This window comes from Dietzia sp. KRD202, assembly GCF_017168155.1.
Lineage (GTDB): Bacteria > Actinomycetota > Actinomycetes > Mycobacteriales > Mycobacteriaceae > Dietzia > Dietzia kunjamensis.
Genome location: NZ_JABFAN010000009.1, coordinates 25,212 through 46,513 on the forward strand (window position 1 = coordinate 25,212; position 21,302 = coordinate 46,513).

Here is a 21,302-nt window from a genome sequence, read left to right on the forward strand (position 1 = left end):
ACCCACAATGGCGAGACGGAGACCCCCTCCGCGACCCGCCCGGCCGGTGGGTCGTCACAGCGAGAGCGAGACGCCCGACGATGCTGCCGGACACCGAGGGTTGGTTCCGACGCCGGAGCCTGACCGCCCGGGACTTCGACGCCGCCGGGGTGGCCGCGGCGAAGGCCGGCCGACGCCTGTCGGTGGTCCTGCCCGCCCGCGACGAGGAGGCCACGGTCGGCGCCATCGTCACCGCGCTGCGCGAGCACCTGGTGGAGGCGGTGCCGCTGCTCGACGAGATCGTCGTGATCGACTCCGACTCCACCGACGACACCGCGCGGGTCGCCCGCGCCGCCGGCGCCGTGGTCCACGCGCAGTCCGAGATCCTGCCGGAGTGGGGGTCGGTCCCGGGCAAGGGCGAGGCGTTGTGGAAGTCCCTCGCGGTGACGACCGGGGACGTGGTGGCGTTCATCGACGCCGACCTGCGCGACTTCGACCCGACCTTCGCCGTGGGATTGCTGGCCCCGCTGGTCCTGGATCCGTCACTCGGCTTCGTCAAGGGGTGCTACGACCGACCGCTCGCGGACGGCGTCACGGTGGCGCCCTCGGGCGGCGGTCGGGTGACCGAACTCGTGGCCCGGCCACTCATCGACGCCTGGTGGCCGGAGCTGGCGGGGTTCGTCCAGCCACTGGCCGGGGAGTACGCGGCCACCCGGGAGGTCCTCGAACGGATCCCGTTCGCGCGGGGCTACGGCGTCGAGCTCGCGCTCCTGGTGGACGTGTGGGAGTTGGTGGGGCTCGACGCGATGGCGCAGGTGGACCTGGGCATCCGGCGGCACCGCAACTCCCCCGACGACTCGTTGGCCCGGATGGCCGCGCAGATCCAGCTCACCGCGCTGGACCGGCTGGTCCGCGGTGGCCGCGTCACCACGACGGTGCGACCGGATCAGCGGCTCACCACGTTCACCCGGTCGCCGGCGGGGGCCTACTCGCCCACCACCACGCGCATCGAGACCGGCGACAGGCCCCCGATGTGCGAGGTGAGGGTTCAGCCGCGGGCGGGCTCCTGATCCTCGGGGCTGCGGGCATCCGGCTCCTGCCGCGCCCGCGCGCGGCGCCGGTCGCGTAGCACCCACACCGCGAGGCCGACGGCGACCAGGGCGAGTGCCGCGACGACGAACCACAGGTCGTCGATCCCGGCGACCCGGCGCTCGATGGCGGCCTGCAGGTCGAACTGGGCGTCCACGCCCATCACCGAGCCGAGGGCCGCGGTGCCGTCGGTGAGGATGAACAGCAGTCCCACCGCGATGAACAGCACCCCGGCGATGAGTGAGGTGGTGTGCGTGCGGACGGGCCCCAGGGTGACGTCGCGACCGCGGATCCATCGCCGACGCGACACGCCCAGCCGGTCCCACGCCAGGGCGAGCACCGCGAGCGGGACGACCATGCCGACCGCGTAGGCGCCCATGACGGCCGCACCGTAGGCGGGCGAACCCCCGGCCATCGCCAGGGTGAGGACACCGCCGAGCAGCGGGCCCGAGCAGAATCCGGCGAACCCGTAGAGGGCGCCCAGCGCGAGGACGGCCACGGGGCCGCTGCCGGTGACGCGGGACGAGGCGTCCGAGAGTCCGGGGAGCCGGAAGCCGCCCCCGATCGCGGTGTAGACACCCAGGGCGACGACGACGAGGCCACCGATCAGCGTCACGGTCCCGCGGTGGACGGTGAACAGCGAACCGATGGCCCCGACCCCCGCCCCGAGCGGGACCAGGACGATGGCGAGGCCGAGCAGGAACAGCCCGGTCCGGGCGAGGAGCACCCGGCGGGTGCCGAAGGCGTAGGCGAAGAAGGCGGGCAGCAGCAGGGCCGAGCACGGGCTGAGGATGCTCAGGACGCCGCCGAGGAATCCGCCGATCAGTCCGATCTGTTCGGTCATCGGGCCCACGTCACCCGTCGAGTGAGCTGTCGATGACGTTGCGGAACGTCTCCGTGGAGCGGGCGCCGATGATGCCCGTTCCGTTGATGAGGAACGTCGGGGTCGAGGTGGCACCGAGTGCGGTGGCCGCCTCGTAGTCGGCCCGGATCGCCTCGTCGTACCGGTCGCTGGTCATGTCCTCGCGGAAGCGCTCGATGTCGGCGACGCCGGCCTCGCGGGCGTACCCGACCAACTTCTCCTCGCCGAGGTCCGGATGACCGCGGTCGGGGGAGTCGGCGAAGACCACCTCGGTGAACTCCCAGAACCGGCCCTGGTCGGCGGCGGCGCGGCCGGCTCGCGCGGCGGCCATCGACTGCTCGCCGAAGATCGGCAGGTCCCGCCATTCGATCCGCAGCTCGCCGCTGCCGACGTATTCCTCGACCAGGGCGGGCTCCACCTCGCGGGAGAACTTGGCGCAGAACGGGCAGCGGAAATCGGTGTACATGGTCATCACGACCGGCGCGTCGACGGGCCCCATGGCCATCGGGTCGCCCTCCTCGAAGCGCGCGATGCCCTCCATGGACTCCGGGCCGGGAGCCTGTTCCGGGCTGGTCTGCCGATCGTCGGACACCTCCGACGTCCCCGCGGCGGACCCGTCGGCGGACGGTTCGCCCCCGCCCACCTCGCGGGCGAGGAGGATCGCCACGAGGGCGAGGAGTACGGCCACCACGAGGGACAACGCGATGACCGGGACGCTCGGACGACGGGGCACTTCGGGGCTCCTGCGGGTGCGATCGGGGATGGGACCGACCCGCGAGCGGGCCACTTCCTACTACGTTTCATAGTAGTTCGCGGCGGTGGCGCGATGTCAACCCGCCAGCGCGGAGCACATCCCCAGCACGAGCGTCGTCGCCGCGGCCGCGGAGATCGCCGCCGGGGAGACCGCGTGCACGAGCGCCAGCGCGAGACCGGGCCCCGTCCCCCGGGGTCCGGCCGGACCCGAGGACAGGACGGCCACCCGGCCGGCCGGGGCACCGAGCTCGCCGAGGGCACCGCGCACGGCCGCCGCACCACCGGCACCGAGCGCGGCCCGCCGGTCCGCGGCCAGCTCGGCGAGGACGGACACCTCCGCTGCTGCTCGCCGCAGCAGGGGCACCGGCGAGAACACCGTGCGCAGTGCCGCCGCCGACGTCACCGCGACGTGGTGACGCCCCCGCAGATGCGCGATCTCGTGGTCGAGCACGGCCCGCCGGCGCTCCTCGCCGAGATCCCACAGGGCGGTGGAGGCCACCACCGTCCCGCCGGGCGAGGCCGACCCGCGTCGCCCCACGCCCGGGAACCCGCGCGTCGCCGCCCCCGGCAGTGCGTAGGCGACGGGTTCGTCGTCGGCGATCCACCACACCCGTACCCCGTCGACGTGGTCGGTGGCCTCGACCAGTGACCGCAGCGACCGGGCGTGCGCCCGCGCCGAGCGCCGGGCCCGGGACATCGCCGCCACGACCACCGCGACCGCGGACACCGCCGCCACCACGGCCACCGCGACGACCACGCCACGGACGGCGGCCGGCCACACGCCGCTCGCCGCCGGATCGAACATCGTCGCGCACGCCGTGGCGGCGGTGGCGGCGGGCGCGAACCCCCTCAGCGGCTGCACGTGCATCACCACCGGGGCGGCGACGAGCAGGGTCACGAAGACGACGCCGGTGCCGATCCAGGCGCCCAGCGCGACGCCCGGCCGCGCCGCCGCGTCCACGGCGCGACGCAGGTAGGCAGGGCCGGCGGCGCCGACGACCAGCGCCGCGAGCAGCATCCCGATGCCCATCAGGTGTCCCCGCCGCCGCGGAGGCGCGCGGTGATCCTGCGGAGCACTCCCGCCTCCTCCGGGGCCAGGTCTCCACCCTCCCTCGAGACGAAGTGCAGGAGGAGCTTCTCCGCGTCGCCACTCGACCGGAGCAGCTCCCCCAGGGCGTCGGCGCCGAAGTCCTCGCGGCTGCGCGCGGGCCGGTACCGGTACCCGCGTCCGACCTTCTCGCGCGTCACCGCCCCTTTGTCGTACAGGTGCGCCAGGACGGTCATCACGGTCGTGTAGGCCAGTGGCCGCCGGTCCGCGAGCCGATCCGAGACCTCGCGGACGGACAGGTCGTCGCTGTCACCCGCGCACTCGTCCCACAGCACTTCGAGGACGGCGGTCTCGAGCTCACCGAGACCGGGCAGCGAATGCACCACGACAGCGCTCCTCCCGATCGATCTACCAGGGCCGGTGGCGGATACCCCGCCGGTATGCTGACCATGGTGGCATGACCCACTCGTCCGGCGCGTCGGCCGCCCCCCGGAACGCGCCCGCTCCCGAGACCGCCCCTTCCGAGGCCGCGTCGTCCGGGATCGCGTCGTCCGAAATCACGTCGACCCCGGCGGTGTTCGCCCCCGCCCGCGCCGCCCTGGCGGCGCTCGGGACCTTCCTGCTGATCGGCATCCCCACCGACATCCTGCCCAACCCGGTGTTCGGCCGCGAGATCCCCGTCCGCTGGTGGGAGTACCCGGTGCTCGCCGCCACCGTACTGCTCACCGCCGCCTGGTTCGGCATCCGGTCCGCGCGGGAGGCCGGCGTCGGCAGCGCAACCGGGCACCCCGCCGGAGCCGAGCCGTCCGAACGCCCTGCGCTGGTCACCGTGGGCGTGGCGACCGCCTGGTTCGCGGTGGCGTGCCCCGTCTGCAACAAGATCGTGCTGATCCTGCTCGGCACCACCGGCGCGCTCGGGGTGTGGGCCCCGCTGCAACCGTGGCTCGCGGCCCTGTCGCTGGCACTCCTGGCCGGCGCCGTGATCTACCGGTGGCGGGCCCGCCCCTGCGCCGATGGCGGGTGCGCGTCCGGCGCCTGCGCGGTGCCGCCCACCGGGAGCGGGGACCGCGCTACCGACGCCGGGCGGACCCGCTGAGCATCGGCGTCAACGGCACCACCGGCGGGAACGGACGGGCCTGCAGGCCGGAGACGTCGAAGCCCGCCTCCGCGACGTGCCGGGCGGTGTCGCGGTTCGGGTGACACCCGCCTCCGAGTCGGCTCCACACGGGTTCGATCCGGTCGGCGACGCGACCCAGTCGACCGTCCGCCCGGACGTGCTCGAGCAGACGCAGCTCGCCGTGCGGGGCGAGCACCCGCCGGGCCTCGGCCAGGGCGGCCGGGACGTCGGGGACGGTGCACAGGACGAGCCCGAACACCACGGCGTCGGCCTCACCGTCGGCGAGCGGGAGCGCCTCCGCCACCGTGTCCACCACCTCGACGTCGACCGCCGCCCGCTGTGCGTGCCGGCGGGCGTACGCGCGCAGGTGCGGGTCCGGTTCGACCGCCACCACCCGGGTGACCTCCGGCGGGTAGTGCTCGAAGGTCACCCCGCTGCCGGCACCGACCTCCACCACCGTGCCCGACAGGCCGTCGACCAGACGACGTCGCGACTGGGCCAGGCCGATCCGCTCCAGCACCGGGCTGGCCACCACCCATACGCGGGCGAAGAGTGAGGCATCCTTCCGTTCGCGAGACCTATTCATGCGAAGATACGGTACCGGGTATCCGCCGGCCCCGGGGCCGGTCCAGCGATTGCCACCGACACAGCTATTCCCACCGACACAGCTATTCTCACCGACACAGGGAGGTCCGCCGCGATGCGCACGACGACCGGACTACCGGACTGGGACACGGTCCTGGCCGTGGTCGCCCACCCCGACGACGAGTCCTTCGGCCTCGGCGCGATCCTCTCGACCCTCGCAGCCGCGGGCGCGCGGGTCCACGTCCTCTGCCTGACCCGGGGCGAGGCCTCGACCCTCCACGGGGCGCGTGGAGAGGAGATCGAGGGAGACCTGTCGGTGATCCGCGAGCGCGAACTACGGGCCGCCGCCGACGCGCTCGACGCCCGCGGGGTCACCCTCCTGGACCTCCCCGACGGTGGACTGACGGCGCTCGGTGCGGACGCGATCGACGACGCGGTCGAGCGGGAGATCGAGGCGGTGCGGCCGGACGGGCTGGTCGCCTTCGACTCCACCGGCATCAGCGGCCACCCCGACCACGTGGCCGCCACCGCGGCGGCCGTCCGCGCGGGCGAGCGCCACGACCTGGGGGTGCTGGCGTGGGTCCTCCCCGACGCCATCTGCGCCACGCTGGCGGGCGAGGGGTACGCGGGATTCCTCGGGCGCCCGGCCGACGAGATCGACCTGGCCCTGACCGTCGACCGTGCCGCGCAGCTGGCCGCGGTGGAATGTCACCCCAGCCAGGCCGTCCCGGGCAGCGTGCTGTGGAGGAGACTGGAACTGCAGGGGGACACCGAACACCTCCGGTGGCTCCGCCACCCCTGAGAACCGTGCCTGACAGCCGAGCCTGGCAGCCGTGCCTGGCAACCGAGCCTGACAACCGTGCCCGAACCGAAAGGACCACCGCCCGTGGACGCCTCCGCATGGAACGCCCGCTACCTCGCGCAGCCCGATGCGTGGGGCACGACCCCCGCCGCCCGGATCGTCGCCGAGGTGACGGCCGCCGAGGACACCGGGCTGGACGTGGGCACCGCCGTCGACCTGGCCTGCGGTGACGGTCGGCACGCGCGGTGGCTCGCCGCGCACGGCTGGCAGGTGCAGGCGGTCGACTTCTCCGAGGTCGCCATCGAGCAGGCCCGCGCCAAGGACTCCGACGACGGACGCAGCGGCAGCGTCGACTGGGTCGTCGGCGACGCCACCACCTGGGCCCCGTCCGAGGCCGTCGACCTCGTCGTCGTCGGGTTCCTCCACCTCGACCTCCCCGCACTGACCGCCGTGCTGCGCAGCGCCGGAACCTGGCTCCGCCCCGGCGGCCGCCTGGTCTACCTCGGCCACGCCGCCGAGAACCTCCGCCGCGGCGTCGGCGGCCCGCAGGACCCCACCGTGCTCCCCGACATCGCTGACCTCGCGCGCGGCGCCGAGGGCCTCGAGGTGGTCTCGCTGCGGCACGACCTGCGCCCCGCCGGCAAAGCCACCGCCGTCGACGTGCTCCTGCACGCCCGGACCTGGGGCGGGGCGTGACCCGCACCGGCGACGCCACGCACACCGCACCGGAGGCGGGCCGGACGACGGCGCAGCGACGGATCCTCACCGTCCTCGTCCTGGCCCAGCTGCTCGCCGGGGCCGGACTCGCCGCGGGCATCACCGTGGGCGCGCTGCTCGCCGAGGACCTGCTCGGTGGCCCCGGCCTGTCCGGGCTGCCGTCGGCGCTGTTCACCGGAGGCTCCGCCCTCGCCGCGATCGCGGTCGGCAAACTCTCCCAGGCCCGCGGCCGCCGCCCGGGCCTGGCCGCCGGATTCGCGGTCGGCGCACTCGGCGCGGTCGGCATCGTCGCGGCCACCGCCCTCGAGTCGCTGCCGCTGCTGTTCCTGTCGTTCGTCATCTACGGCTCCGGCACGGCCACCAACCTGCAGGCCCGCTACGCCGGCGCCGACCTCGCCACCGACGCCACCCGCGCCCGCTCCCTGTCCTACGTCCTGCTCGGCACGACCGCCGGCGCCGTCGCCGGGCCCAACCTCGTGGGGCCTACCGGCGTCGTCGCCGAGGCGCTCGGCCTGGCCCCGCTCGCGGGACCGTTCCTGCTCGCCGCCGCGGCGTACGGTGGCGCGGCACTCGTCATCTCCCTGCTGCTGCGGCCCGATCCCCTGCTCGAGGCGCGCAGGATGGAGATCGCGGCGGCGGAGGCGGGGCTCACCTCGTCGTCGTCATCGTCGTCGTCACTGTTGTCGTCGGCGCCGTCGTCGTCCCCCTCCCCCGCCGCGGACGCCGCCGCCACCGCCGCCGACTCCGAACGGCACGCCGTGGCACCGGTGCCGACCCGCATCTGGACGGCCGATGTCATCACCGGTGTCGTGGTGATGGCACTGACCCAGTTCGTCATGGTCGGGCTCATGACCATGACCCCCGTGCACATGCGCGCCCACGACCACACCGTGACCGTGGTGGGCGTCGTGATCTCACTGCACGTCGCCGCGATGTTCCTGCCCGCGCCCCTGTCCGGGCTGCTCGTGGACAAGTTCGGCACCCGCGCCGTGGCGGTGTCCGCGGGCCTCGTGCTGTTGGCCTCCGGCGGGCTCGCCGCTATGGCCCCGCCGCAGTCGACGGCGCTCGTCGCGCTGGCGTTGATCCTGCTGGGGCTGGGCTGGAGCCTGGGCCTGGTCGCCGGCACGACCGTTCTCACGACGTCCGTCCCGACCACCGTGCGCGCCAGCGTCCAGGGGCAGGCCGATGTGGCCGTGGCGCTGTCCGGCGCGGCCGGCGGTCTGCTGTCCGGCCTGGTGTTCGCGTGGATCGACTTCCGCGGGCTGGGCTTCACGCTCGCCGCCCTGTCGCTCGTCGTGGTGGCGGCCGTACGCCCGCGGGGACCAGCTCGGCGTCACCGTGGTGTCGCAGCGCCGCCCACGACGCCTGGTCGGGGCCCTCTCCGGGTTGTTCACTCATTCCCGGTGCTGGAAGGGGTTCATCGTGCCGGGGTCCACGTTGGGCCCGGCGGGGGGGGCTGACACCAGGACAGGCCGTGGTCAGCCGACCGGCAGCTGCTCCCGCCGCTGCCCGGCGGGACCGGCGGCGTCCGCGCGTTCGGCCAGATCCACGCGCCACCACACCAGGAAACCCCAGATCACAAACGCGCCGTACACCAGGTACAGCGCCGCCGACGGGTAGTAGCCGGCCTTGAGCAGCAGCGGCACCCCCACGATGTCGACGCCGATCCACAGCAGCCAGAACTCGGTCCACCCGCGGGCCATGCCGTAGGTCGCGAGGATCGACCCGGTGAAGATCCACGCGTCGGCCCACGGCCCCCACGAGCCGAGCTGGGCGAAGATCCAGCCGAACACCAGGGTGCCGGTCACCATCCCGATGACGAGACCGGCCCGCTGCCGGCCGGTCGCCCAGTGCGGGTGGACGGCCACCGCGCCGGCGGCCGAGCCTCCGGGCATCGCGGCGCTCGCACGCCTGGACTGCGACCACCGCCACCAGCCGTAGACGCCCACCGCCAGGAACATGACCTGCCGGCCGGCCTGACCGTAAAGGTCCACGTCCTGCGGGGTGTGGAAGACGCCGCCGAGGAAGACGGTCAGAAGGGTGAGATTGCCGACGATTCCGACCGGCCACGCCCACACCACCCGACGCATACCGCCGATGGCGGCCGCCAGGCCGAAGACGTTGCCGACGATCTCGCGCCACAGGATCGGAACGCCACCGATCATCAACTGCGCGTCGAGGAATTCCACGAGAAGGCTCATCGTGTGCCCCTTTCACGGGCTCTACACAGACGGCCCAGGGCTTGTGACACGACGCCCGCCCGGCCACGGTCGTCGTCGACCGGGACCGCGTCGGGTGACGCGGGGTTCTCTTCCATCCGGACTATGACCGTCGGCCCCGGGATCACACCGGGTCTGCTGACCCCCGCGTACGTGGAGTGGCCGGACCGGGAGTCCAACCGCACCGCGGGTGCGGGGCGCTCGCGGGCTCGCCGCCGGCCATGGGGCCGGTGACATCACCGCCGGTGGGGAGTTTCACCCCGCCCTGAGAACGTGTTCCCGTTCTACCCCTGACCGTGGCCGCGCCGCAAGCCGAGGCGGCGGCGGGTCGGCGGGCGCGGAGGCCGGCGGGGCTGCTGTCGCGGGCGGCGGCGGGCGTCAGCCGAGGGTGAGCTGCCCGCCGGACTCCGTCACCGGGATCGCGTCGAGCGGGCGCGGGGCCGGGGGCAGGGTGTTGCGGCCGTCGGTGGCGTCGTACTCGGCGCCGTGGAGCGGGCACCGCAGCGTCATGCCCTCGATCACCTGGACCACCCCGCCCTGGTGGGTGCAGCGGGCCGAGTAGGCGACGAACTCGCCCTCGACGGGCTGCGCGACGATCACCGTGGCCTCGCCGGCCCTGAACTGCTTGGCCGTGCCCGGCGGGACCTCGGCGGCGGGGATGGTGGTCGCGGGGACCGTGGTGGTCTGCTGCACCGTCGACGGGGGCTGCGCGGGCTCGGTCATGCCGCAGGCCGAGGCGATGCCCGGCAGCAGGATGATCCCGGGCAGGGCGGCCAGCACCGCGCGGCGCTGGGTGCACGGCCCGACGGCGGCGGCTCCACCGGTCGAGGCGGACGTGGCGGCGAGGGGCTCGGTCATGCCGCCCATGGTATCGGTCGGCGCCACCCGTCCTGCGTGTGCCGAACACCGTGGGCCGAACACCGTGGGCCGAACACCTAGGCTGCCCGTATGACGGTCCGCAGACTCCGACCCCACGCCACGACGATCTTCTCCGAGGTCTCGCAGCTGGCCACGCGGTTCGACGCCATCAACCTGGGCCAGGGCTTCCCCGACACGGACGGACCGGAGTCGATGATCGAGGCGGCCGCACGCGCCATGCGGGAGGGCCACAACCAGTACCCGCCGGGCATCGGCACCCCGGAACTGCGCCGGGCCGCCGCCGACCACGAGACCGCCCACACCGGACTGGTGCACGACCCGGACACCGAGGTGCTGGTGACGGTCGGCGCGACCGAGGCGATCGCCGCCGCGGTGGTGGGCCTGGTGGAGTACGACGACGAGGTGGTCGTGATCGAACCGTATTACGACTCCTACGCAGCCACGGTGGCGATGGCCGGCGCCACCCGTCGCGCCGCGAGGATGGTCCGCACGGGCGGCGAAATCCGACTCGACGTGGACTCGTTGCGGGACGCGTTCTCCCCGCGGACGCGGGCCGTGCTGGTGAACTCGCCCCACAATCCCACCGGGGCCGTCCTGCCGCGCGAGGACCTCGAACAGATCGCCGCGCTGTGCCACGAGTTCGACGCGATCGCCATCTCCGACGAGGTGTACGCCCACCTCACCTACGACGGGGTGGAGCACGTGTCGATTGCGACGCTGCCCGGGATGGCCGAGCGGACCCTGCGCATCTCGAGCGCCGGCAAGCTGCTCAACTGCACCGGGTGGAAGATCGGATGGCTCACCGGGCCGGCGGACCTCGTGGCGGGGGCCCGCACCGCGCGGCAGTACATGAGCTTCACCGTCGCCTCGCCCCTGCAACTGGGCGTCGCGCACGCCCTGCGTCACGAGCAGAGATGGATCGCGACGCTGCGGCAGGACATGCAGGCTCGGCGGGACCAGTTGGTGGACACGCTCTCGGGTGTCGGGTTCGACCTCGTCGTCGCACAGGGCACGTACTTCCTCACCGCGGACCCGCGCCCACTCGGGGTGACCGACGCGGCGGCCTGGTGCCTGGAGTTACCGGAGCGGATCGGCGTGGCGGCGGTGCCGTTCGCCCCGTTCACCGACGCCTTCTCGGCGGAGTGGTCCCACCTGGTGCGGTTCGCGTTCTGCAAACGGCCCGAGGTGCTCGACGAGGCGGGGCGACGGTTGCGAGCCCTTCGGGGGTAGTGGGTCCGCCACCGTCACCAATCTTTCGGACTGCGGTCCGTAATCGCGCCGACCGCGGGGCGACGTGCTCTACGGTGGGCACGTGACGCGCCACCCGGTGCGGACCACCGTCGTCGGAAAGGCCCCGCGTGTCCCACTACCGCAGCAACCCACGTGACCTGGAGTTCGTCCTGTTCGACGTGTTCGGTCTCGACGAGATCCTCGAGCGCGACGACGCCACCGAACTCGACGGCGACACGGTCCGCACCATGCTCCGGGAAGCCGCCGCGCTCGCCGAGGGACCGGTCGCCGCGTCGTTCACCACCGCCGACCGCAACCCGCCCACCTTCGACCCCGAGACCCACGAGGTCACCCTCCACCCCGACTACGTGGCCTCCGTCCGCGCCTGGCAGGACGCCGGCTGGGGCCTCGTCGGCGTGGACCCGGCCGTCGGGGGCGTGGCCGCACCGCGCCTGGTCACCTGGGCGATCAGCGAGTTCCTCGTGGGCGCCAACCCGTCGATCTTCATGTACCTGTCCGGTCCGCTGTTCGCCGGGATCATGCACTCGATCGGCAACGAGCAGCAGAAGACGTGGGCCACCAAGATCATCGAGCGCAACCACGGGTCGTCCATGATGCTCACCGAGGCCGAGGTCGGCTCCGACGTGGGCGCCGTGCGCACCAAGGCGATCGAGCAGCCCGACGGCACCTGGCACATCGAGGGCACCAAGCGGTTCATCACCGGCGCCGACACCGGCGACCTGTTCGAGAACATCTGGCACCAGGTGCTCGCCCGACCCGAGGGCGCCGGCCCCGGCACCAAGGGCCTGAGCTACTTCCTCGTGCCCAAGTACATGCCGGACCCGGAGACCGCCGCGCCGGGCGAGCGCAACGGCGTCTACGTCACCGGCATCGAGAAGAAGATGGGCCTGGCCGCCTCCGCGACCTGCGAGGTGGCTTTCGGCGCGCACGGCCGACCCGCCGTGGGGTTCCTGGCCGGTGACGTCCACCTGGGCATCAAGCAGATGTTCAAGACCATCGAGGCCGCCCGGATGATGGTCGGCACCAAGGCCATCTCCACCCTCTCCACGGGCTATCTGAACGCTCTCGAGTTCGCGCGCGAGCGGGTCCAGGGCAACGACATGGCCGACGCCGGCAACCCGGACGCCACGAAGGTCACCGTCATCCACCACCCGGACGTGCGCCGGTCGCTGCTCACGCAGAAGGCGTACGCCGAGGGGCTGCGCGCGGTGTACCTCTACGCCGCCGCCCACCAGGACATCGTGTCCGCCGAGGTCGTCTCCGGCGCCGGGCCCGAGCTCGCGCACACGGTCAACGACCTGCTCCTGCCCATCGTCAAGGGGGTGGGCTCCGAGCGGTCCTACCAGTGCCTCGCCGAGTCACTGCAGTGCTTCGGCGGTTCCGGGTACCTCAAGGACCACCCCGTCGAGCAGTACCTCCGCGACGCGAAGATCGACTCCCTCTACGAGGGCACCACCGCGATCCAGGCGCAGGATTTCTTCTTCCGCAAGATCATCCGCGACGGCGGGACCGCACTGGGCCACGTCGCGGCGCAGATCCACCGCACCGTGGACGAGGCAGGAGCCGCCGAGGCCGGTCCCGCCGAGCTCGAGACCGCGCGCGCCGGGGTGGCCGGCGCCCTGGCCGACGTCGAGTCGATGGTCGGCACCCTCACGGAGCACCTCATGGGCGCCCAGGAGGATCCCGAGAAGCTCTACCTCATCGGGCTCGGAGCGGTCCCGCTGCTCATGGCCGTCGGCGACCTCATGGTGGGATGGATGCTCCTGCGCGAGGCGGGCGTGGCGCTGGACCGGCTGCCGGAGGCGACCGGCGACGACCACGACTTCTACACCGGCAAGGTGACGGTGGCGAACTTCTTCGCCCGCGCCCACCTGCCGCAGGTCGGCGCCGCGCGGGCCACCATCGAGGCGCTCGACGTGGACGTCATGCACATGCCCGAGGGCGCGTTCTAGGTCGGGGCCTTCCGGCTCGGCCCGCCGGGGCGGCAGCGCACCTCGTCGTCGTCGATCCCGGCCCGCCCCGCCCCTCCCTCGTCGAGAAGAGCGTTTCGCCCGCGTCTGCCGAGTAGAAGTGGGCGAAACGCTCTTCTCGACGGGGACCTGGGACGGGGGGACTCAGCGGCCGGTGGTGAGGACGATCTTGCCCACCGCGCCGCGGCCGTCCATGAGCTCCAGGGCCTCCGTGGCCTGCTCCAGGGGGAACTCGGCGCCCACCAGCGGGTCGAGCTTGCCGGCGGCCAGCAGCGGCTCGACCTCGGCCCACTGCTTCTGCAGGTAACCGGGATTGGACATCCAGTACTCGCCCCAGCCCACGCCCACGGCGCTCTTGTTGCCCAGCAGCAGGCGGTTGACCTTGACCGTGGGGATCTCGCCGCCGGTGAACCCGATGACGAGGATCCGCCCCTCCTGACCGAGGGACCGGATGGAGTCGGTGAACCGGTCACCGCCCACGGGGTCGACGACGATGTCGACACCCTTCCCACCGGTGAGGTCCTTCACGGCGTCCTTGAAGCCCTCGGGCGCGATCGAGTCGCTCGCCCCGGCCTTCAGCGCCAGGTCCCGCTTCTCCTCCGTGGAGGCCACGGCGATGACGCGGGCACCCATCGCGGTCGCGAACTGGGTGGCCGCGATCCCGATCCCGCCGCCCGCGCCGTGGACCAGCACCGTCTCCCCCGCCTGCAGCCGGCCGCGGTGGGCCAACGCGAAGTGGACGGTGAGCACGTTCATCGGGATCGAGGCGCCCTGCGTGAACGACAGGCTGTCCGGGAGACGGAACACCTGACCGGGATCGGCCGAGACCACCTCGGCGAACCCGCCCAGACCCGGGAACGCACACACGCGGTCACCGGCGGCGAACCCCGAGCCGTCGGGGGCGGACCGCACCACGCCCGCCACCTCCGAGCCGGGGACGAACGGAAGCGGCGGCGAGATCTGGTACTTGCCGCGCGTCTGCAGCACCTCGGGGAAGGTCACCCCGGCGGCGTGGACGTCGATCAGCACCGCACCCGCGTCGGGCTCGGGGACGTCCACCACCTCGAGAGCGGCGGGTCCGTCATGGCTGGAGATGTGGATGGCACGCATGCGGTCCATAGTGTCAGCCCGTCACCGAACGCGTGCGCCCTCCGCCTCACGCTGGTGCCGCCGACGGCGGAGCAGGTGCAGGGCCAGCCCCACCGCCACGAACACCTGGCCGATCTGGAAGGCCAGCGCCATGACGATGAACTCGCGGCCGAACGTCGTCGGCGAGATCAGGAGGGCTGCGCAGATGCCCAGCAGGACGACCGTGATGAGCTGCCCGCCCGCCAGGAACCGCCGCGGATTCGTGGTGAGCTGGCGACGGAACGCCATCAACAGCGAGTTGAGCGCCACCAGCAGACACACCGGGACGCCGATCTGGGCCGGGAACAGGAACAGCACCACGAACAGCGGGTGGGAACTGAGGGTGACCGTGCCCTCGAACAGGAACTGCGGAACACTCCACAGGGCCGTGAGCAGCGCGCAGATCACCGAGATCCACGAACCGCCCACGAGGATCCTCACGCGGAGAGAATAACGCCGCCGGTCACTCCCTCGTCAGCGCCTCACCGATCGGGATGTCGCCGTCCGAGAATTCGATGGTGCGACCGGCGGTGTCCGGTCGGCGCAGGACGGCGGCGATGACGGCGGCCACCGCGTCCCTGCTGGTCGACCGGTCCTCGCGCTTGTCGTCGCCCACCCCGATGGTCTCGCCGCCGGGCTCGTCGGTCAGCGCCCCCGGCCCGAGGATCGTCCACCCCAGGTCCGAGTCGCGCAGGTGCGCGTCCGCGGCGCCCTTGGCCTCCGCGTACGGGAAGAACGAGTCGTCCTCCGGGACGCCGTGGTCGGGGCCCGCACCGTCGTAGGAGACCATGACGTAGCGTCCCACCTCCTCGGCGGCGCTCGCGTCCATCGAGCGGATGGCGGCGTCACGGTCCACCGCGAAGGTGCGGTCGGGGTTCCCGCCGCCGGCGCCGGCGGTCCAGACGACCGCCCCGCTGCCGCGCACGATCTCGCGGAGCCCATCGACGTCGAGCGTCTCCACGTCCGCGACGATAGGGTTCGCACCCGCGGCGCGGACGTCGTCGGCGTGATCGGGATTGCGGATCACCGAATACACCTCGGCACCCGCCTCGGACAGGATCCTGGCGACGCGGAGGCCGACCTTGCCGTGGCCGCCGATGATGGTCACTGGTTTGTCGATAGTCATCTCTCCGTTGTACGCCTCCGCGTTCGCCAGCGGGGACTCCCCGGTTCGATCACGAATCCACAACGACCGGGCGTCCGTCGGTCCGGCGATTGGCCCGGTGTCGGACCCGGAGTGCATCATGTGGACATAAGCCGGGACTCACCGGCGGCCCCGCGTTCGTTCTTTCGGAGTACCGCATGTCCCTGTCCAGGTCTCGAACCCACTCTGCTCGGGCGGTGCCGGGTCCCCTCGGCCTGCTCGCCGCTCTCCTCGCCCTTCTCCTGGTCACCGCCGGGTGCACGATCCCGATGCCCGTCGGTTCCGCCGGGGAGACGACGCCCACGACTCCGACCTCCGAGGCGCCCGCCCCGGCGACGCTGGAGGTGACCCCGGCCGACGGTGCCACGGAGGTCGCCGTGGTGGACGGTGTCCGGGCCACCGTGGAGAACGGGACCATCACGGACGCCGTGCTCACCAACGATGCCGGCAAGGAGATCGAGGGCGAACTCTCACGCGACGGTTCCCAGTGGAAGCCGGCCGTCACCCTCGGATACGGGCGCACCTACACCCTTGAGATCACGTACGAGGGCGCGGCCGGCGGGAGCCGGAGCGACACCCGCACGTTCACCATGGCCGATCCGCTGGCCGTCGTCACGCCCAGCCTCGTCACCACGGGCGGGGCCGCCCTCGAGTCCGACCGCGAGTACGGCGTCGGGATCATCGTCGCGGCCAGGTTCGACCAGCCGATCGCTGATCGCGACGAGGCCGAGAAGCACATGACGGTCACGACGACCCCCGAGGTCGAGGGCAATTGGTTCTGGCTCAACGACTCGACCGCGCACTGGCGACCCCGCGACTACTACGAGCCCGGCACGCGCGTGCAGGTCGCGCTGGACGTCGAGGGACGCAGCCTCGGCGGCGGGCAGTGGGGCGGGGCGAGCGCGGAAGCCGACTTCACCATCGGCGAGCGTCGCGTGGCGATCGCCGACGACGCGACCAAGACCGTCACCGTCTACCACGACCAGAAGCCCGTGAGGGTCATGCCGACCTCCATGGGCAAGGGCGGATGGGCCACCTACGGCGACGTGACGATGCACTTCTGGACCCAGCCGGGCAACTACACGGTGCTCGACAAGGCCAGTTCCGTGGTGATGGATTCCTCGACCTACGGCCTGCCGTTGTCCGCCGGGTACAAGGTGACCGTCGACCACGGTGTGCGCCTCACCAACGACGGGATCTACTTCCACGCGCTCGAGTCGTCGATGTGGGCACAGGGGAACACCAACACCTCTCACGGCTGTCTCAACCTGTCGCCCACCGACGCGAAGTGGTACTTCGACCAGGCCGTGACGGGCGACGTCGTGGAGGTCAAGGGCACGGGCGGACCCGAACTCGGGGTCTGGCAGAACGGTGACTGGTCGGTGCCGTGGGAGGTCTGGCAGTCCGGCTCCGCCGACTGACGTCCCCCCCACGCGGCCCGCGCGGCCCACGCGGCCCGCGCGGCCCACGCGGCCGATGCGACCCACGAAATCTGCTATCCGGATTCCTGATCGGCGCTCCCGAATGGAGTAGCCGATCCGGAATCCGGATAGCGGATCTTCTTGTCTCGTGGTGTCTGAGGGCGGAGTCAGCGCACGCCCATCATGTTCTTCCTGATCCACGGCGACAACGCGGCCATGATCCCGGCCAGGACGATCGAGGCGACGCCCAGCACGAGGAAGTAGTTGCGCTCGGCGCCGGCGTCCGTCGGGTCGTAGTACCCCGCGAGCACGCCGGACAACGCGCTGCCGATCGAGACGCTGAGGAAGAACAGCGCGACCATCTGCGTCTTGAACGCCTCCGGGGCGAGTTTGGTGGACAGGGACTGCCCGACCGGTGAGAGCAGCAGCTCGGCCATCGTGAACAGGAACAGGATCCCGACGATGCCCAGCAGCGGCGTCGCCACACTGCCCACGAAGAACAGGAACACCAGGTAGGCGATACCCATGATGAGGTTCGCGAGGGCGAACTTCATCGGGCTCGAGGGCTGACGGTTCCCGAGCTTGACCCAGAGCGTCGCGAACACGGCGGCGAAGATGATGATGAACAGCGGGTTGATGGACTGCACCCAGCTCGCCGGCATCTCCCAGCCGCCCAGATTGCGGTCCAGTCGCTGGTCGGAATAGATCGCGATCACCGTGAACTGCTGCTGGAACAGGGCCCAGAACGCCACCGACGCCACGAACATCGGGATGAACGAGACCACCCGGCTGCGTTCGACCGGCTCCGTCTTCGCACTGGTGATGAGGAGGGCGAACAGTGCGATCGCGCCGATCACCGCGATCGCGGTGACGATATCCGCCAGCGACTCCAGCGGCACCAGGCCGGTGGCGATGGCCGCCACGACGAGCAGTACCACGACCGCGCCGATCCCCAGGTAGCGGACCCGCTGCGCCCGCGGGAGCGGGTCCGGGACGACAGCGCCGACTCCCTTGAGGGTGGCGCCGCGCATCGCGATGTACTGGATGAGACCGACTGCCATACCCGCGGCCGCCGCCCCGAAGCCCCAGTGGAAGCCGTAGTTGTCCCACAGCACTCCGGTGAGCAGCGGGCCCGTCAGGCCGCCGATGTTGACCGCCATGTAGTAGATCGAGAACGCGGCGTCACGCCGGTCGTCGGTCCGGCGGTACATGTCACCGACCACCGTGGAGGTGGTGGCCTTGAGCGTTCCCGCACCGACACCGACCAGCACGAGGCCGATGCCCAGGCCGATCGCCCCGGGCACGAGCGCCAACGACAGGTGGCCGAGCATGATCATCACGGCCGCGCCGAACAGCGTTCGCTCGGCGCCGAGGAGGCGGTCCGAGACCCAGCCGCCCAGGATCGCGGAGGCGTACACCAGACCGCCGTACGCGCCGACGATCGAGGCTGCGATCTCCTGGGAGTAGCCGAGTCCGCCGTCGCCGACCGCGTAGTAGATGTAGTACGCCAGCAGACCCTGCATGCCGTAGAAACTGAACCGCTCCCACAGTTCGATTCCCGACAGGTTCGCCAATCCGAGTGGGTGGCCGAAGAACCTGCGGTCCGAATCGGCGAGAGCCACCTCGGCATTCCGAGTTGTCATGTAAGTCAGTGATACTCCTGCTCCCCGAGCCAGACAAAACCGGTGCCGCGCGAGCTGCCCCGCAGGGGTGGGAGTCGACAATCGGTGCCCCAGACGGGAGAATCGGACTGATCAGCCCGGGCGATCTGCCCCGGGCGCAATCGAGAAGCGCAGGAGCACCTCCAGTGAGCCGAGCCGACACCCCGGCCCGATCTATCAGCCCCCTTCACCGAAGGGGGGACACCGGATGAGCATCGCGCTCTCACTCCTGGTCGGCGTCGTCGTCGTCCTGGCCATCACCGCGCTCACGGGCTACTTCGTGGCGCAGGAATTCGCCTTCATGGCCGTTGATCGCTCGCGGATGGGGGCTGCCGCCGAAAAGGGCGACCCCGTCGCCGACCGCGTACTCGGGGTCACCAGGCGGACCTCGTTCATGCTGTCGGGTGCGCAGCTGGGCATCACCGTCACGACCCTCGTCGTCGGCTACGTGGCCGAGCCACTCATCGGGCGGGCCCTGGGCGAACTACTCGGTCTGGCCTCCGTTCCACAGGCCATCGGCGTCGGCGTGGGCACGGTCCTGGCCCTGCTGTTCTCGACCGTCGTGCAGATGCTCTTCGGCGAGCTCGTGCCCAAGAACCTGGCGATCGCCAAACCCGAACCCGTCGCCCGCTGGTTGGCGCGGTCGACCACCATCTACCTGGCGCTGTTCGGCTGGCTCATCGGGCTGTTCGACAAGGCGTCCGAGGCCCTGCTCAAGGCCGTCGGCATCGAGCCGGTGCACGACAAGGAGCACTCCGCCACCGCCCGCGACCTCGAGCACATCGTCCACGAGTCCAGCGAGACCGGCGAACTCTCCCCCGAGCTCAGCCGCCTGTTGGACCGGATGCTCGACTTCCCCGGACAGCCGGCGGAGCACGCGATGATCCCGCGCTCCCGTACCGACGTGGTCCGCGGGGAGGACGCGGTCCCGGACGTGCTGTCGAAGATGGCCACCGGCCACACCCGCTACCCCGTGGTCGGTGAGGACTCCGACGACGTCATCGGCATCGTCGACCTGCACGACCTGCTGGTGATCTGCGACGACGAGCGGGACACCTCCCTGACCCTGGTGTCGGAGGTCATGCGGGCCCCGATCGTCGTGCCCACCTCCCTGCCGTTGCCCGAGGTGGCGGCGCGCCTGAGCGAACAGAAGGCCGAGATGGCCGTGGTCGTCGACGAGTACGGCGGGTTCGCCGGAGTCGTGACGATGGAGGACATGGCGGAGGAGATCGTCGGGGAGATCGCCGACGAGCACGACCCGCAGGCCGCCGGGGACGCCCCGGTCAGTGAGGGGTTGGGCTGGGTCCTGGGGGGCGACACCCACCTGGACGAGGTCGAGCGCCTGCTCGACATCACCCTGCCCGAGGTCGACGCCGAGACGCTGGGCGGCCTCGTCGTCGAGACGATCGGTGACCTGCCGGACGTCGGCGACCGGGTGGACATCCCGCTGCCCGACACCGACATCCTCGAGGAGGTCTCCGCCGATCGCGTCCTGCGGGCCGAGGTCCGTCGTCTCGAGCGTCGCGTCCCCGCCGAGCTGCATATCGTGGTCGAGGAGGCCACACGATGACCCCCACCACGACCCTCATGGCCGCCGAGGCCCAGTCCGGACTCATGAGCAATCCCTGGGTGGTCCTGGCCGCGACCGTCCTGCTCATCGCGGCGTCCGCGTTCTTCGTGGCCGTCGAGTTCTCCCTCATCTCCGCGCGGCGCCACCGCCTCGAGGACGCCGCCGCCACCAGCAGGGCCGCCCGGGCGGCCCTGCGCAACGCCTCCGAACTCACCCTCCTGCTGGCGGGTGCGCAGCTGGGGATCACGCTGTGCGCGCTGGCGCTGGGGTCGATCACCAAGCCCGCCGTGCACCACTGGCTCACCCCGGTATTCTCCGGCTGGGGCCTGCCGTTGTGGACCGCCGACGTCATCGCGTTCATCCTCGCGCTGATCATCGTGACGTTCCTGCACCTCGTGGTGGGCGAGATGGCCCCCAAGTCGTGGTCGATCACGCATCCCGAGTACTCGGCCACCCTGCTGGCTATTCCGATGCGGGCGTTCCTCTGGCTCACCCGCCCACTCCTGGTCGCCCTCAACGCGATGGCGAACAACATCCTGCACCGGCTGGGTGTCGAGTCGAGAGACGAGGTGTCCGCGGGCCAGGACGCCGATTCACTGCGCGAGCTCGTGCGGCACTCCGGCGAGGCGGGGACCCTGGACGACACCCATCAGCGCCAGCTGCTGAGCGCCCTCGAGCTGCAGGAGCTCACCGTGGGCGACCTGCTCGGGGAGCGCGGGGTCGACACGCCCGCCGCGCCGGAGGAGATGTCCTCCGTCGGCGCGGACGCCACCCCGGGCGAGATCCGCGACACCGCCCGCCGCACCGGCCACCTGCGGCTACTGGTCCTCGAGAACGACACCGCCGTCGGCGTGGTGCACGCGCGGGACGCCATCGACGTGGAGGGGCCGGCCACCGCCCGCGAACTCATGCGGTCGAGCCTGTCCCTCGAGCACGACCTGACCGTCGCCGAGGCGTTCCGCCGGATGCGCGACGCACGGGCGCACCTCGTCGTCGTCGAACAATCCGGCGGGCACCCGGGCACCCACGTCTCCGAGGTCCGCGGCGTCCTCACCCTCGACGACGTGGTCCGTCGCCTCCTGCCCGTCACCTCGGGGTAGATAGGCG

21 protein-coding genes and 1 riboswitch are annotated in these 21,302 nt (G+C 71.9%); of the genes, 10 read left to right on the top strand and 11 right to left on the bottom strand.

Annotated elements, in window-relative coordinates:
• Window positions 1-80 precede the first annotated feature (80 nt).
• Window positions 81-1,049, top strand: coding sequence for a glucosyl-3-phosphoglycerate synthase (locus J1M64_RS05980; RefSeq protein WP_067719063.1), 969 nt, complete (start codon window positions 81-83; stop codon window positions 1,047-1,049).
• Here the strand turns inward: J1M64_RS05980 and J1M64_RS05985 are convergent.
• From J1M64_RS05985 to J1M64_RS06000, 4 genes are all read right to left on the bottom strand, one after another.
• Window positions 1,028-1,912, bottom strand: coding sequence for a cytochrome c biogenesis CcdA family protein (locus tag J1M64_RS05985; RefSeq protein ID WP_067719060.1), 885 nt, complete (start codon window positions 1,910-1,912; stop codon window positions 1,028-1,030). The genes J1M64_RS05980 and J1M64_RS05985 overlap by 22 nt on opposite strands.
• A gap of 10 nt (window positions 1,913-1,922) precedes the next feature.
• Window positions 1,923-2,663, bottom strand: a complete 741-nt coding sequence (locus tag J1M64_RS05990) for a thioredoxin domain-containing protein (RefSeq protein ID WP_307872382.1) — start codon at window positions 2,661-2,663, stop codon at window positions 1,923-1,925.
• 96 nt (window positions 2,664-2,759) lie between these two features.
• The gene (locus J1M64_RS05995; protein WP_241261204.1) at window positions 2,760-3,713 is read right to left on the bottom strand and encodes a M48 family metalloprotease; all 954 of its coding nucleotides are present in this window, start codon (window positions 3,711-3,713) and stop codon (window positions 2,760-2,762) included.
• The gene (locus J1M64_RS06000) at window positions 3,713-4,114 is read right to left on the bottom strand and encodes a BlaI/MecI/CopY family transcriptional regulator (protein WP_206473561.1); all 402 of its coding nucleotides are present in this window, start codon (window positions 4,112-4,114) and stop codon (window positions 3,713-3,715) included. Before J1M64_RS06000 ends, J1M64_RS05995 begins: the two co-directional genes overlap by 1 nt.
• A 74-nt stretch (window positions 4,115-4,188) precedes the next feature.
• On the opposite strand from J1M64_RS06000, the gene J1M64_RS06005 reads away from it, so the two are divergent.
• On the top strand, window positions 4,189-4,827 hold the full coding sequence (locus J1M64_RS06005; RefSeq protein ID WP_206473447.1) for a hypothetical protein: 639 nt from the start codon (window positions 4,189-4,191) through the stop codon (window positions 4,825-4,827).
• On the opposite strand, the gene J1M64_RS06010 is transcribed toward J1M64_RS06005, so the two are convergent.
• Complete coding sequence (locus J1M64_RS06010; RefSeq protein ID WP_206473449.1) at window positions 4,802-5,434, bottom strand: class I SAM-dependent methyltransferase; 633 nt, start codon at window positions 5,432-5,434, stop codon at window positions 4,802-4,804. The genes J1M64_RS06005 and J1M64_RS06010 overlap by 26 nt on opposite strands.
• Before the next feature lie 114 nt (window positions 5,435-5,548).
• On the opposite strand from J1M64_RS06010, the gene J1M64_RS06015 reads away from it, so the two are divergent.
• From J1M64_RS06015 to J1M64_RS06025, 3 genes are all read left to right on the top strand, one after another.
• The gene (locus J1M64_RS06015; protein WP_206473451.1) at window positions 5,549-6,235 is read left to right on the top strand and encodes a PIG-L family deacetylase; all 687 of its coding nucleotides are present in this window, start codon (window positions 5,549-5,551) and stop codon (window positions 6,233-6,235) included.
• A gap of 84 nt (window positions 6,236-6,319) precedes the next feature.
• Window positions 6,320-6,931 carry a bifunctional 2-polyprenyl-6-hydroxyphenol methylase/3-demethylubiquinol 3-O-methyltransferase UbiG gene (locus J1M64_RS06020; RefSeq protein ID WP_206473453.1) on the top strand — a complete coding sequence of 204 codons (612 nt, stop codon included), beginning with the start codon at window positions 6,320-6,322 and terminating at the stop codon, window positions 6,929-6,931.
• Window positions 6,928-8,412: an MFS transporter gene (locus J1M64_RS06025; RefSeq protein ID WP_206473455.1), complete on the top strand. Its 1,485-nt coding sequence runs from the start codon at window positions 6,928-6,930 to the stop codon at window positions 8,410-8,412. The genes J1M64_RS06020 and J1M64_RS06025 overlap by 4 nt, the downstream gene beginning before the upstream one ends.
• An 18-nt stretch (window positions 8,413-8,430) precedes the next feature.
• Here the strand turns inward: J1M64_RS06025 and J1M64_RS06030 are convergent, their stop codons facing one another.
• Complete coding sequence (locus tag J1M64_RS06030) at window positions 8,431-9,153, bottom strand: nicotinamide mononucleotide transporter family protein (protein WP_206473457.1); 723 nt, start codon at window positions 9,151-9,153, stop codon at window positions 8,431-8,433.
• 100 nt (window positions 9,154-9,253) lie between these two features.
• Window positions 9,254-9,448, bottom strand: a riboswitch (FMN riboswitch).
• A gap of 101 nt (window positions 9,449-9,549) precedes the next feature.
• Window positions 9,550-10,029 (bottom strand): Rieske (2Fe-2S) protein, encoded by a 480-nt coding sequence (locus J1M64_RS06035; RefSeq protein WP_241261205.1) that lies wholly within the window; start codon window positions 10,027-10,029, stop codon window positions 9,550-9,552.
• Between the two features lie 90 nt (window positions 10,030-10,119).
• Between J1M64_RS06035 and J1M64_RS06040 the strand changes: the two genes are divergently transcribed.
• Window positions 10,120-11,280, top strand: a complete 1,161-nt coding sequence (locus J1M64_RS06040) for a pyridoxal phosphate-dependent aminotransferase (protein WP_067719039.1) — start codon at window positions 10,120-10,122, stop codon at window positions 11,278-11,280.
• A gap of 128 nt (window positions 11,281-11,408) precedes the next feature.
• Entirely contained in the window at window positions 11,409-13,253 is a 1,845-nt protein-coding gene (locus J1M64_RS06045; protein ID WP_163376198.1) for an acyl-CoA dehydrogenase, read from the top strand.
• Window positions 13,254-13,415: 162 nt separating this feature from the next.
• On the opposite strand, the gene J1M64_RS06050 is transcribed toward J1M64_RS06045, so the two are convergent.
• Genes J1M64_RS06050 through J1M64_RS06060 form a run of 3 tightly spaced genes read right to left on the bottom strand, consistent with a single transcriptional unit; the run spans window position 13,416 to window position 15,525 of the window.
• Entirely contained in the window at window positions 13,416-14,381 is a 966-nt protein-coding gene (locus J1M64_RS06050; protein ID WP_067719170.1) for an NADPH:quinone oxidoreductase family protein, read from the bottom strand.
• 21 nt (window positions 14,382-14,402) lie between these two features.
• The gene (locus J1M64_RS06055; protein ID WP_067719033.1) at window positions 14,403-14,840 is read right to left on the bottom strand and encodes a hypothetical protein; all 438 of its coding nucleotides are present in this window, start codon (window positions 14,838-14,840) and stop codon (window positions 14,403-14,405) included.
• A 22-nt stretch (window positions 14,841-14,862) separates the two neighbouring features.
• Window positions 14,863-15,525: an SDR family oxidoreductase gene (locus J1M64_RS06060; protein ID WP_206473459.1), complete on the bottom strand. Its 663-nt coding sequence runs from the start codon at window positions 15,523-15,525 to the stop codon at window positions 14,863-14,865.
• A gap of 176 nt (window positions 15,526-15,701) precedes the next feature.
• Here J1M64_RS06060 and J1M64_RS06065 point away from each other — a divergent pair, with 176 nt between their 5' ends.
• A complete protein-coding gene (locus J1M64_RS06065) occupies window positions 15,702-16,964 on the top strand; it encodes an Ig-like domain-containing protein (RefSeq protein ID WP_206473461.1) in 1,263 nt (420 codons plus the stop codon).
• 167 nt (window positions 16,965-17,131) lie between these two features.
• Here the strand turns inward: J1M64_RS06065 and J1M64_RS06070 are convergent, their stop codons facing one another.
• On the bottom strand, window positions 17,132-18,607 hold the full coding sequence (locus J1M64_RS06070) for a peptide MFS transporter (protein WP_206473463.1): 1,476 nt from the start codon (window positions 18,605-18,607) through the stop codon (window positions 17,132-17,134).
• Between the two features lie 226 nt (window positions 18,608-18,833).
• Between J1M64_RS06070 and J1M64_RS06075 the strand changes: the two genes are divergently transcribed.
• Both J1M64_RS06075 and J1M64_RS06080 read left to right on the top strand, forming a co-directional pair.
• A complete protein-coding gene (locus tag J1M64_RS06075) occupies window positions 18,834-20,195 on the top strand; it encodes a hemolysin family protein (RefSeq protein ID WP_069390358.1) in 1,362 nt (453 codons plus the stop codon).
• The gene (locus J1M64_RS06080) at window positions 20,192-21,295 is read left to right on the top strand and encodes a hemolysin family protein (RefSeq protein ID WP_241261206.1); all 1,104 of its coding nucleotides are present in this window, start codon (window positions 20,192-20,194) and stop codon (window positions 21,293-21,295) included. Before J1M64_RS06075 ends, J1M64_RS06080 begins: the two co-directional genes overlap by 4 nt.
• The last annotated feature ends 7 nt before the right edge of the window (window positions 21,296-21,302 follow it).